At 71.1% G+C, this 11,157-nt stretch carries 11 protein-coding genes; 6 read left to right on the top strand and 5 right to left on the bottom strand.

Translation table 11 applies throughout. From position 1 onward, the window contains the following. Positions 1-27: 27 nt before the first annotated feature. A complete protein-coding gene (locus ABLE43_RS13465) occupies positions 28-165 on the top strand; it encodes a hypothetical protein (protein WP_348978949.1) in 138 nt (45 codons plus the stop codon). A 165-nt stretch (positions 166-330) separates the two neighbouring features. Here the strand turns inward: ABLE43_RS13465 and ABLE43_RS13460 are convergent, their stop codons facing one another. Beyond that, positions 331-945 (bottom strand): S24 family peptidase, encoded by a 615-nt coding sequence (locus ABLE43_RS13460; protein ID WP_348978948.1) that lies wholly within the window; start codon positions 943-945, stop codon positions 331-333. Positions 946-1,044: 99 nt separating this feature from the next. Between ABLE43_RS13460 and ABLE43_RS13455 the strand changes: the two genes are divergently transcribed. Both ABLE43_RS13455 and ABLE43_RS13450 read left to right on the top strand, forming a co-directional pair. Continuing rightward, positions 1,045-1,230: a hypothetical protein gene (locus ABLE43_RS13455; protein ID WP_348978947.1), complete on the top strand. Its 186-nt coding sequence runs from the start codon at positions 1,045-1,047 to the stop codon at positions 1,228-1,230. After that, a complete protein-coding gene (locus ABLE43_RS13450) occupies positions 1,227-1,526 on the top strand; it encodes a hypothetical protein (RefSeq protein ID WP_348978946.1) in 300 nt (99 codons plus the stop codon). Before ABLE43_RS13455 ends, ABLE43_RS13450 begins: the two co-directional genes overlap by 4 nt. 13 nt (positions 1,527-1,539) lie before the next feature. On the opposite strand, the gene ABLE43_RS13445 is transcribed toward ABLE43_RS13450, so the two are convergent. The 3 genes from ABLE43_RS13445 to ABLE43_RS13435 are packed head-to-tail and all read right to left on the bottom strand — an operon-like array spanning position 1,540 to position 5,267. After that, entirely contained in the window at positions 1,540-2,334 is a 795-nt protein-coding gene (locus tag ABLE43_RS13445) for a hypothetical protein (protein ID WP_348978945.1), read from the bottom strand. Then, complete coding sequence (locus tag ABLE43_RS13440; RefSeq protein ID WP_348978944.1) at positions 2,318-3,544, bottom strand: TIGR04063 family PEP-CTERM/XrtA system glycosyltransferase; 1,227 nt, start codon at positions 3,542-3,544, stop codon at positions 2,318-2,320. Before ABLE43_RS13440 ends, ABLE43_RS13445 begins: the two co-directional genes overlap by 17 nt. A 25-nt stretch (positions 3,545-3,569) precedes the next feature. Then, complete coding sequence (locus tag ABLE43_RS13435; RefSeq protein WP_348978943.1) at positions 3,570-5,267, bottom strand: class I adenylate-forming enzyme family protein; 1,698 nt, start codon at positions 5,265-5,267, stop codon at positions 3,570-3,572. Between the two features lie 143 nt (positions 5,268-5,410). On the opposite strand from ABLE43_RS13435, the gene ABLE43_RS13430 reads away from it, so the two are divergent. Continuing rightward, on the top strand, positions 5,411-7,426 hold the full coding sequence (locus tag ABLE43_RS13430; RefSeq protein WP_348978942.1) for a 3-hydroxyacyl-CoA dehydrogenase NAD-binding domain-containing protein: 2,016 nt from the start codon (positions 5,411-5,413) through the stop codon (positions 7,424-7,426). Between the two features lie 61 nt (positions 7,427-7,487). Beyond that, positions 7,488-8,354, top strand: a complete 867-nt coding sequence (locus tag ABLE43_RS13425) for an acyl-CoA thioesterase (RefSeq protein WP_348978941.1) — start codon at positions 7,488-7,490, stop codon at positions 8,352-8,354. A gap of 117 nt (positions 8,355-8,471) precedes the next feature. On the opposite strand, the gene ABLE43_RS13420 is transcribed toward ABLE43_RS13425, so the two are convergent. Then, a complete protein-coding gene (locus tag ABLE43_RS13420; protein WP_348978940.1) occupies positions 8,472-9,551 on the bottom strand; it encodes a catalase family protein in 1,080 nt (359 codons plus the stop codon). 202 nt (positions 9,552-9,753) lie between these two features. Here ABLE43_RS13420 and ABLE43_RS13415 point away from each other — a divergent pair, with 202 nt between their 5' ends. Then, positions 9,754-10,974: a TetR/AcrR family transcriptional regulator gene (locus tag ABLE43_RS13415; protein ID WP_348978939.1), complete on the top strand. Its 1,221-nt coding sequence runs from the start codon at positions 9,754-9,756 to the stop codon at positions 10,972-10,974. Positions 10,975-11,157 lie beyond the last annotated feature (183 nt).

The following is an 11,157-nucleotide window of genomic DNA, read 5'->3' as shown; positions in this document are numbered from 1 at the left end:
CCTCCCCACACCCCCCGCGCCGGCGGGATGCCCATCGCCGTCGGAACGCTGGCCGGGGCGATCGGCGGCGCGGTGGTCGGACAGGCGACGATCGGGCTGCTGGTCGGGCTGGCGGTCGGCATCGCCGTCGCGCTGCTGATCTGGCGGAGCGACGCCAGGCGGTAGACGCCGCACGCAGCGGCTGTTTGAAAACGTGCCGATGCACGTTTTGCGGTACCGGCCCGCTCCCCCACCCGGCCACCCACAGTGTATCCTTGATGGGTGGCCGGCTGGGGGAGCGGGCCGGCACCGCCTCGAAACTCGCGCTTCCGCGAGTTTCCAGACGGACTTTCACAGCGTCCGTGACAGCCACACTACCCGCCCGACGATATCCGCGTCGCCCGCGACCGGGATCGGCGGATAGGCCGGATTGTCGCTCACCAGTTCCACGCCGCCCGGCACCCGCGCCAGCCGCTTGACCAGCAGCACCCCGTCGTGGCGCACGACATGGATCGTGCCCGACACCCCGCGCCGGTCGCCTTGGTGGACGAGAATCGTGTCGCCGTCGGCCAGCGTCGGCAGCATCGAATCGCCCGCCACGGTGATCGTCGATATCGCATCGGGGCGCACCCGCAACCGCCGGAGCAGCGCCGCATCGAGCCGCAGCACCCCGTCGCCGCGATCCTCCTCGACCAGCCCGCCCGGCCCCGCCGACGCCCGCGCGTCGATGCGCGGCACCGCCACCAGTTCGCGCGTTCCCCCGCCGCCCAATGCCGCTTCGGCGATGCCAAGGTAGCGCGCCAGCACGCCGCGATCCTCCTCGCGCAGGCGGCGCGGGCTGCCGCGCTCGACGAACTGCTGGATATAGGCCGGGTTGCGCCCGATCAGCCGCGACAGTTCGGCAAAGCTCGCGCCGCGCGCCTGCGCCGTGCGGGCCAGCACCGCGCGGGGATCATCCTGATTCATGCATCGCATATAGTCATAGGAAAAATCCTCGACAAGTTGGATTTGAAGGAACAGATCAAGAACGAATCAACATGGTGGTGGAGACTATGGGAGGCGTTCATGAGTATGATCCTGCATCAGATCAGCCAGTATCTGCAGGCGACCGGCATGTCGGAGACGCGATTCGGCCGCCGTGCGGTCGGCGATCCCCGGCTGATCGGCGACCTGCGCAACGGGCGGCAGCCGCGCCGCGCGATGGTCGCGCGGATCGAGGCCTTTATCGAACGCGCCGGGCAGGATCGATGAGCCGCGGCCCTGACGCCGCGACGCTGCTCGAGCGTCGCCTGCGCATCGCCGCCGAGGCGGCGGGCGTCGCCATCGCGATCACCGTGTCGGACTGGACCCATTGGTCGAGCGCGACCTTCACCGGCGCGCGGCACCGACTGACGCTGGCGAGCGCGGATGCGGGGTTCGATGCATGGCTGGCCGGACTGGGCGATGCCGACCTGCCGCTGCGCGGGCATCTGGTCGCCGACATCGTCGTCACCGCACGGCATGCCGCTGCGGCGGAGGTGGAGGTGCTGACCGTCGAGGAGCGCTGAGCGCCCCGGGGAGTCAGTCGCGCGTCGCCATTCGTCGCAACTGCCCCAGCGTCGCCGCCAGCCCGGCGGGCAGGCGCGGTGCGCTCGGCGGCGGCGGCGGCGCGTCCTGCCGCTCGACCGCGCCCCGCTTCGCGAGTCCGGCATCGAGCCGCGCCAGCAGCACCGACAGCGGCGGTGCATCGCGCGCGGCGGGCGGCGCAGGCGGCGGATCGGCGGCGGGCGGCGCTGCCTTGCGGAACAGCGGCTTGACCGTCGCATGCGGCGCGGCGGGCACGCTCGGCAAGGCCAGCGGATCGAACAGCGCCAGCGGCGTGTCGAGATCGCGCGGCAGTTCGATCCCGCTGTCGACCGTGCCCGTCACCGGCTCCGCCCCCGCCAGAAAAGGCGCGCCCAGATCGCGCGTGGCGCGCATCGGCGGGCGCGGGGGCGCGTCGGGATGGGCATCGGCGCGGCGCACGACCGGCGGCTCCGGCCCGGCAGGCGCGAGCAGCCGCGGGTCGTCCGCGGCGGGCCGGGTCCGCCGGACGCGGCGACCGATCACCGCGCCGGGGAACAGCAGCACCAGCGCGCCCCACAGCAACACCGTCACCATCCCGCCGAAGCCGAGCATCAGCCCGAGGCGCGCCGTGACTCCCAGCGGCGGCGCGGCGGCGGGGATCAGGCCGGACAGGCCGCTCGCCGCGACCGCCGCCTCCACCCGCCATGCCGGGATCAACGCGACCGCCAGTGCGATCGCCAGCCCCGCCGCGCCTGCGACGACCGGGGCGAGCGGCAATCCGTGCCGCGCGGCGCTACGTGTCCCGGCCATGCACACGGCCTCCCTTGTCGGCGATACAGCGGCGATAGAGCGGTTCGTACCGGGCGACGTTCGCCCCCCAGTTGCGTTCCCGCTCGACGAAGGCGCGACCGCGGTCCCGCATCGCGTTCCAGCCCGAACGATCGGCGAGCATCGCCGCGACCCGCTCGGCCAGCGCCTGCGGATCGTCGGGGGGGAACAGCGTGCCGGTGTCGCCGTCGCGGATCAGTTCGCGGTGCCCGCCGACATCCGACGCCGCGACCAGCCGCCGCTGCGCCATCGCCTCCAGCGGCTTGAGCGGCGTGACCAGTTCGGTCAGCCGCATCGCCTTGCGCGGATAGACGAGGATGTCGACGAGGCTGTAATAGCGCTCTACCTGGTCGTGCGGCACCCGCCCGACGAAGCGGATCGCTTGGCGCGCACCCGACGCCGCGGCCTGCGCCCGCAGTGCCGCCTCGCGCGGGCCGCCGCCGACCAGCAGCAACGCTACGCCCGGCCGTGCCGCGACCAGCGCGGGCATCGCCGCGATCAGCGTATCGAGCCCCTCGTAATCATAGAAGCTGCCGATGAACCCCAGCACCTCGCGCCCCGCCAGCCCCAGTTCGGCGGCGAGCGCGGCATCGGCGGGGGGCGGATCGCCGAACATGTGCAGATCGACGCCGTTGGGCGACACCATGATCTTTCGGGCATCGATCCCGCGCGCGATCAGGTCGGTGCGCAGCCCCTCGCAGATCACCGCCACCCCGTCGGCACGGCGCACCGCATGGGTTTCCAGCGCGCGCGTCGCGCGGTAGCGCCACGACCCTTCGGTGCCGGTCCCGTTGCCGACCGCGGCATCTTCCCAGAAGGCGCGGATCTCATAGACCAGCGGCAGGCCCCGCGCCCGCGCCACCCGGAGCGCGGCGAGCGCGCCCAACACCGGTGAATGGGCGTGGAGGATGTCGGGACGATAGTCCGCCACCACCGCGTCGATCCGCCGGGCGAAGGCGCGCACCTCGTTCAGCTCGCCCAGCGGCGCGGGCAGCGGACGCGGCGGCACGGTGCGGTGGAAATCGATGCCGTCGATCGTCTCGCACGGCCGGGTCGTCACCCCCTGTCGCGGGCCGGTGACGGCGGCGCGCTCCCACCCGCGCGCCGCCTGCGCGGTCAGGATCGCGCGGGTGCGAAAGCTGTACCCGCTGTGCAGCGGCAGGCCGTGGTCGAGGACGTGAAGGATTCGCATCGCATCCCCGTTTACCATGCAGGGCTTAAGGAGGCGTAACCCCGTTTTCCCCGATAAGGCTCCGCCGCAGCGCGTCCTTCACGATCTTGCCGTTGGCGTTGCGCGGCAGCAGCGTGTCGCTGAAGCGGATCGCGGCGGGCACCTTGAACGCGGCCAGCCGCGCGCGGACGAACGCCTGCAATTCCGCCTCGCCCGCATCCGCGCCGGGCGAGAGGTGGACGACCGCCACCGGCTCCTCGCCCAATGTCCGGTGGGGCCGCGCCACCACCGCCGCATCGGTCACGGCGGGATGGGCGTAGAGCGCCTCCTCGACCTCGATCGAATAGATGTTCTCGCCGCCGCGGATGATGACGTCCTTGGCGCGATCGACGATGTGGAGATAGCCCTCGGCATCGATCCGGGCGATGTCGCCGGTGCGCACCCATCCGTCGACGAAGGTCGCCGCGCTCTCCTCGGGGCGTCGCCAATAGCCGTGCACGATCATCGGCCCGCGCGCCCATAGCTCGCCGACCGCGTTCGCGGGCAGTTCGACCTGCCCGTCCCGATCCATGATCTTCAGGTCGGCGACCGGCACCGGCAGGCCGCAGCTGGTGGGGCGCGCCAGATAATCCTCGCCGCTGTGCTGGGTGACGGTCGCCATCGTCTCGGTCATGCCCCAGCCGTTGCCGGGCATCGCGCGCAGGTCGTCGTGGATGCGCGTCACCAGATCGGATGCGGCGGGCGCGCCGCCGTAGCTGACCTGCTCCAGCGAGGAGAGGTCGTGCGCGGCACGATCGGGATGTTCCAGCAGCTGCCATGCGATCGTCGGCACCCCGCCGGTCAGCTGCACCCGTTCGCGCGCGATCAGCGCCAGCGCCTCGCCCGCGTCCCATTTGTGCATCAGCACGATCGTGCCGCCGCTGGCGGTCATGTACATCAGCACCGCGCTGCACGCGGTCACATGGAAGAAGGGGATGACCATCAGCCCGGTGCGCGGCGGCGGCGGGGACGGCGGCATCTCGCCCCGGCGCAGCATCGCCCGCGCCGCGACATAGGCCGACGACAGGATGTTGGTCGTCAGGTTGCGATGGCTGCCCAGCGCCCCGCGCGGTCGCCCGGTCGTGCCGCTGGTGTAGAAGATGGTGGCGGGATCGTCGGCGGCGAGATCGACTTCGGGCAGGGCGACCTCCGGCAGCGTCGCCCAGTCGGCGGGGCGACCGATCACGCCTTCGAGCGATCCGTCGCCGCGCGCGACCAGCATCGGCACGTCGCACGCGCCGATGCGCGCCTGCCGCTCGCCGTCGCACAGGACCAGCCGCGCGCCCGAATCGGCGAGGCCGAACGCCAGCTCGCCCGCGCTCCACCATGCGTTGAGCGGTACGCAGATCGCGCCGATCGCGGCGATCGCGAAGAAGGCGACCGGCCATTCGGGCAGGTTGCGCATCGCCAGCGCCACCCGGTCCCCCTTGCCGATCCCCAGCGTCCGCAGATGGCGGGCAAGCGTCGCCGCCGCGCGATATTGCGCATCGTAGCTGACCCGGTCGTCGCCGAGGATCGTCGCCACCCGGTCGCCATGCGCGCGGCTGGCCAGCAGCAGGTGGCGCAGCGTCGGGGGCGCGTGTTTCCACACCCGCGTGGCCACGCCGCCGATCATCGCCTCGTCCATCTCGAACGGTGCGTCCGGCGCGGTCAGCGCGGCGCGTACCGCATCGTTGCCCATGCGCGGCCATCCCGCGTCGGTCATCCGGCATCCTCGCCCTAGAATATCGGGTTTGCCCCGAAACCGGTCCGCACTATTGATTATCATGCCGTGGAACGCAATAGTCGGGTCCGGCGCGACGTGGCTTAGAACCACGGGTATGGCGCCGAACCAAGGGGAGCAGGGCAATGCCGGTGACGATCGAACGCCATGGCGAGGTGCTGGTCGCCATCACCGACCATCCGCCGGTCAACGCGCTCGCTGCGCCGGTGCGCATCGCGCTGAACGCCGCGATCGATCAGGCCGCCGCCGACGAACGGGTACGCGCGGTGGTGATCGCCTGCGCGGGGCGCACCTTCTTCGCCGGGGCCGACATCACCGAATTCACCCGCCCGCCGGTCGAACCGCTGCTGCCCGAACTGGTCGACCGGATCGAGGGCAGCGACAAGCCGGTCGTCGCCGCGGTCCACGGCACCGCATTGGGCGGCGGGTGCGAGGTCGCGATCGCCTGCCACTATCGCATCGCGGTACCCTCCGCCAGATTCGGCACGCCCGAGGTGAAGCTGGGGCTGCTGCCCGGTGCGGGCGGGACGCAGCGGCTGCCCCGGCTGGTCGGCATCCCGCTGGCGCTGGAGATGACCGCAAAGGGCGAGCCGGTCTCCGCCGCCACCGCATTGCAGGCCGGGCTGATCGACCGTCTCGCCGCCGAGGACCGCCTGCTCGCCGATGCGATCGCCTTCGCCCGCGAGGTCGCCGACGTCCGCCCGATCCCGCGCACCGCCGACCGCCCGGTGACGCCCGATCCCGACTCGGTCGCCGCGTTCGAGGCGGCCAATGCCCGGCGCTTCCGGGGGTACGCCGCCCCCGCCGCCAACATCGCCTGCGTGGTCAAGGCCGCCGAACTGCCGTTCGCCGAGGGACTCGCCTATGAACGCGCGCGGTTCCTCGAACGCATGGGCAGCACCGAATCGGCGGCGCTGCGCCACCTGTTCTTTGCCGAGCGCAAGGCGGCACGGATCGAGGGGCTGGGCGACGACGTTGCACCGCGCCCCATCCGCCGGGTCGGGATCGTCGGCGCGGGGACGATGGGCGGCGGCATCGCGATGAACTTCCTGTCCGCCGGGCTGCCGGTGACGATCGTCGAGACACAGGTCGACGCGCTGGACCGCGGCGTCGCCACCATCCGCCGCAATTACGAAGCGACCGCCGCCAAGGGGCGGATGGCACCGCACGCGGTCGAGGGGGCGATGGCGCTGCTCGATCCCGTGCTGGACCTTTCGGCCTTGGCCTACTGCGATCTGGTGATCGAGGCGGTGTATGAGGATATGGCGGTGAAGCAGGACCTGTTCCGCCGTCTCGCCGCCGTCGCGAAGCCCGGCGCGATCCTTGCGACCAACACCAGCTTCCTCGATGTCGATGCGATCGCCGCCGTCACCGGGCGGGCGCAGGACGTGCTGGGGCTGCATTTCTTCTCCCCCGCCAATGTCATGAAGCTCCTGGAGGTGGTGCGCGCCGACCATACCGCCGACGACGTGCTGGCGACCGCGATGGCGCTGGCGAAGCGCATCGGCAAGACGGCGGTCGTCGCCGGGGTGGCGCACGGCTTCATCGGCAACCGGATGCTGCTGCCGCGACAGGAGGAGGCGACCAAGCTGCTGCTCGAAGGGGCGACGCCCGAACAGGTCGATCGGGTCCATGTCGGCTTCGGCATGCCGATGGGGCCGTTCCAGATGAGCGACCTCGCGGGAATCGACATCGGCTGGCACCGCGACCCGACCCGGATCGAGAGCATCCGCGACGCGCTGTGCGCCGAGGGGCGGCTGGGGCAGAAAGCCGGGGCGGGCTTCTACGATTACGACGCGCAGCGCACGCCCACCCCCTCGCCGCGCGTGGCCGAAATCCTCGCCGGGTTTCGCGGGGCCACGCCGCAGCGTGCGATCGACGACAGGGAGATCATCGAGCGCACCCTGTATCCGATGGTCAACGAAGCCGCCGCGATCCTTGCCGAGGGCAAGGCGCAGCGCGCGTCCGACATCGATGTCGTCTGGGTACAGGGCTATGGCTGGCCCGCGTGGCGCGGCGGGCCGATGTTCTGGGCCGCGACCGAGGGCCTCGACCGGATCGTCGCCGCGCTCGACCGGCACGGTTTCGCCGTCACCCCCCTGCTGCGCGAGACGGCGGCCGGCGGCGGCCGCTTCGCCTGATGCGGAACCGGCGCGGGGTGCCGCGCAATCTTCGTCCACCCGCCCCGATACAGGACCGCCCGTGACCGATCCCGCCACCCTCGTCGCCCATCTGACCGCGCTGCTCGATATCGAGACGATCGACACCGACCTGTATCGCGGCCCCCGCAATCCCGGCGGCGTGGGCCGCGTGTTCGGCGGACAGGTGATCGCGCAGGCGCTGCAGGCGGCGCAACGCTCGATCGGCGACGGCAAGGTCGCCCATTCGCTCCACGCCTATTTCATGCGGCCCGGCGACGAGGCGCATCCGATCCTCTACCGCGTCGAGCGCGATTTCGCCGGGCGCAGCTTCGCCAATGCGCGGGTGATCGCGATGCAGCGGGGACAGGCGATCCTGAACCTGACCGCGTCGTTCCAGCTGCCCGAGGACGGCCTGCACCATCAGGATGCGATGCCCGACGTCGCCCCGCCCGACGCGCTGCCGACCGAGGCCGAGCTGCTGGAGGCGATGCGCGACCGGATACCTGCGCGGCTGACCCCGCTGCTCGACCGGCCCCGCCCGATCGAGTTCCGCCCGGTGTCCGGCCTCCACTGGCTCGACCCCACGCCGCGCGCGCCCGAACAATTCGCATGGTTCCGCGTGGTCGCCCCCGCAGGCGACGACCTTGCGCTGCACCGCGCCTTGCTCGCCTACGCCAGCGACGCGATGCTGCTCGGCACCTCGATGCTGCCGCACGGCCTCAACTGGCTGATGCCGAACGTGCAGGTCGCCAGCCTCGACCATGCACTGTGGCTGCACGAACCGTTCCGGGTGGACGAATGGCTGCTCTACGCCACCGACAGCAGCTGGGCAGGCCATGCGCGCGGCCACAACCGCGGGCGCATCTTCACGCAGGACGGGCGGCTGGTGGCGAGCGTGGCGCAGGAGGGGCTGATCCGGGTGCGGTAGGGCGCGGGTGTCGCCCGGAGCCCCGTTCGTCCCGAGCGAAGTCGAGGGACGGGCCGCAGATGCTGCGCACAGTGTCTCGACTGCGCTCGACACGAACGGTTCGGCCGATGGAAACCCTCACCCCGGCTCGTGCATCGGGCACCCGTTGAACCGCCGCCGATACTCCGCCGAATGTTGGTACACCGGCTTGCGCACGCGATTGACCCCGCCCAGCGGCCGGTGCGCGGCAAGGCCGGTCCACACGCTGAAGCGCAGATTCTCGTCCACCTGTGCGACGTTCGCCGCATTCCAGCTGTCCTGCGGCAGCGCGACCAGCGTGGCGACGGTCACGAACGGGCTGACGCTTTCGTCCCACACCGTCGCCGCATCCTCGATCGGCTGTGCCTCGGGGTCGCGCAGCAACTGCACCCGGACCTCCCACACCGCCTCGGCACGGCGCATCGCTGCCTGCACATCCTCGCGGATCGCATCGTGCCGCCCGCCGGTGTCGATCACCGTGTCGGTGAGTGCGACCAGATCGCGCGACACCGGCACCAGCTGATATTTCGCGACATATTCGCCGTGGCGGAACGGCGTGGCGGAGAAATAGGTCTCGCCCAGCGGATGGCTGTTCTTCGCGCCGCCCATCGTCTTGAGCAGCGTGCTTTCGGTGCCGACCGCCTCCAGCGCGGCTTCCGCGCCGCGCAACACGAACGACAGCGCCTTCTTGGCCAATTCCGCCTTGTCGGTGGTCTTCGCCAGCAGCTTGAGGTTGCCCGCGAACTTCTTCGGCGTCGGCGCGGCGAAGGCAGGGGCGTTGACCATCACGAAGTCCTGCGTCCGCCCCTCGGCCTCCTCCAGCCGCTCGCCCTCGACATCCATCACCTTCCACGCAAGGCCGCGCGGCAGGCCGATCGCATCGTCGAGGATGTCGCCCGGATTGGTCGAGAAGCGCATCCATACCGGATGCCGCCCGGGGAGCGCGAACAGCCCCTGTGCAAGCTCGCGCGGCAGGTCGGCATGGATCGTCAGCTCGGCCTGGACGATGCCGTGCGCCTTGGCGTGCACCGCGCGCACCGCCTTGCCGTAATCCCTCGAGGTCGTGGTCAGGATCGTGTCGAACGACGCTTCCAGATCGGCGACCGTCTCCGCCTCGTCGGGTGCGACCGCTTCGAGCGTGGGGGTGTAGCGGACGGGGGGCTTGAAGGATTGCGCCATGCAACGGGCTCCGGCTAGGGGATCGGCCAGCACAAGCCCTGCGGCACCGATATCGTTCCGCCGCCGCCGTGGATCGGTACGCCGCCGATCGGGTGTCCGTTCGGCGCACGACCATACCGAATGTTCGGGATTTGGGCACGGAGCGCGCCATTCCAACGAAAAAGGGGCTTGGGGCGCACACCCGATCTGCTAGGGTCGCCCCATGAACAGCCCGCCCCAGGCCACCAAACGCTATCGCGCCAAGCGTGACGCCATCCTCGCCGCCGCGGCGGAAGCGATCAACGAGGCCAGCGCCAAGGGCATGACCTTCGCCGATGTCGCGCGGCGGGTGGGGCTGAACACCACCAGCGTCACCTATTATTTCCGGCGCAAGGAGGATCTGGCCGCCGCCGCCTTCGACCATACGCTCGGCTGGTTGCAGGCGGCGCTGGACGACGCGCTTGGGCAGCCCACGCCGCAGGCGCGGGTCGAACGCTTCCTCGCCATTCATTTCGACCGGCACCGCGCGATCCTCGCCGGGGACGAGCGCCCCGTCGCGATGCTGTCCGACCTGCGCGCGATGGACGAACCGTTCCGGGGCCGGTTGCTCGCCGGTTGGCGCGAGGTGTTCCGCAAGACCCGGACGCTGTGGGGCGACACGCCCGATCGCGCGACCCGCGACCTGAACGGCGCGCGGGCGCATGTGCTACTGGAAAACAGCTTCTGGCTGACGATCTGGCTCGATCGCTACGAACCCGACCAGTATGGCCGGGTGCAGGCGCGGCTGATGGACGTGTTCGCCCATGGCCTTGCCGGACCGGGGCAGCAATGGGCGCCCGACCGGCTCGACCTGAGCCCGGTGACGGAAGAGGCGGGGCGCGACTCCTTCCTGCGCGCCGCCACCCGGCTCATCAACGAACTGGGCTATCGCGGCGCGTCGGTGCAGCGGATCGCGTCGGAGCTGAACGTCACCAAGGGGTCGTTCTACCATCATCTCGATGCCAAGGACGACCTCGTCACCGCCTGCTACCGCCGCAGTTTCGACACGATCACCGAGGCGCAGCGCGCCGCCGACCGCGCCGGGGGCAGCCACTGGCAACGCCTGTCGAGCGCGATCGCGACGCTGGTCGATGCGCAGTTCGCCGATGCAGGCCCGCTGCTGCGCACGACGGCGCTGTCGGGCCTGCCGCTGTCGGTGCGGCAGGCGATGGTCGACCGCTCGAACCGCATCGCCCGGCGGTTCGCGGGCACGATCAGCGACGGCATCGCGGAGGGATCGCTGCGCGCGGTCGACCCGCTGGTCGCGGCACAGGCGCTGATGGCGATCCAGAACGCCGCATTCGACATGCGCGGCTGGGCGGCGACGATGCCGCGCGACCGGGCGGTGAAGCTCTATGCGTCCACCGTGATGACCGGGTTGTTCGACGACGGCGTGCTGGGGTAGCGAAGCGGCTGCCATCCGTTCGTGCCGCGTCGCGGCTGAGCTTGTCGAAGCCCCTGCGCGGCATCCTTGGCGGTCCTTCGATACGCCATTTCGACAAGCGCAATGGCTACTCAGGACGAACGGACGGTGGGAAACAAGTCACCCCCGTTCCGCCCCGAGCCACTCCCGCCCCGTTGGTCCCGA

Source organism: Sphingomonas silueang (assembly GCF_040049155.1).
Classification (GTDB): Bacteria; Pseudomonadota; Alphaproteobacteria; order Sphingomonadales; family Sphingomonadaceae; genus Sphingomonas; species Sphingomonas silueang.
Note: the sequence above shows the minus strand (reverse complement) of the source record. Positions and strands in the feature narration are given on the sequence as shown.

What these genes read in the sequence shown, in the direction of transcription:
- ABLE43_RS13465 (WP_348978949.1), top strand. Translation starts at nt 28, where the DNA reads ATGCCCATCGCCGTCGGAACGCTGGCCGGGGCGATCGGCGGCGCGGTG.
- ABLE43_RS13460 (WP_348978948.1), bottom strand. Translation starts at nt 945, where the DNA reads ATGAATCAGGATGATCCCCGCGCGGTGCTGGCCCGCACGGCGCAGGCG.
- ABLE43_RS13455 (WP_348978947.1), top strand. Translation starts at nt 1,045, where the DNA reads ATGAGTATGATCCTGCATCAGATCAGCCAGTATCTGCAGGCGACCGGC.
- ABLE43_RS13450 (WP_348978946.1), top strand. Translation starts at nt 1,227, where the DNA reads ATGAGCCGCGGCCCTGACGCCGCGACGCTGCTCGAGCGTCGCCTGCGC.
- ABLE43_RS13445 (WP_348978945.1), bottom strand. Translation starts at nt 2,334, where the DNA reads ATGGCCGGGACACGTAGCGCCGCGCGGCACGGATTGCCGCTCGCCCCG.
- ABLE43_RS13440 (WP_348978944.1), bottom strand. Translation starts at nt 3,544, where the DNA reads ATGCGAATCCTTCACGTCCTCGACCACGGCCTGCCGCTGCACAGCGGG.
- ABLE43_RS13435 (WP_348978943.1), bottom strand. Translation starts at nt 5,267, where the DNA reads ATGACCGACGCGGGATGGCCGCGCATGGGCAACGATGCGGTACGCGCC.
- ABLE43_RS13430 (WP_348978942.1), top strand. Translation starts at nt 5,411, where the DNA reads ATGCCGGTGACGATCGAACGCCATGGCGAGGTGCTGGTCGCCATCACC.
- ABLE43_RS13420 (WP_348978940.1), bottom strand. Translation starts at nt 9,551, where the DNA reads ATGGCGCAATCCTTCAAGCCCCCCGTCCGCTACACCCCCACGCTCGAA.
- ABLE43_RS13415 (WP_348978939.1), top strand. Translation starts at nt 9,754, where the DNA reads ATGAACAGCCCGCCCCAGGCCACCAAACGCTATCGCGCCAAGCGTGAC.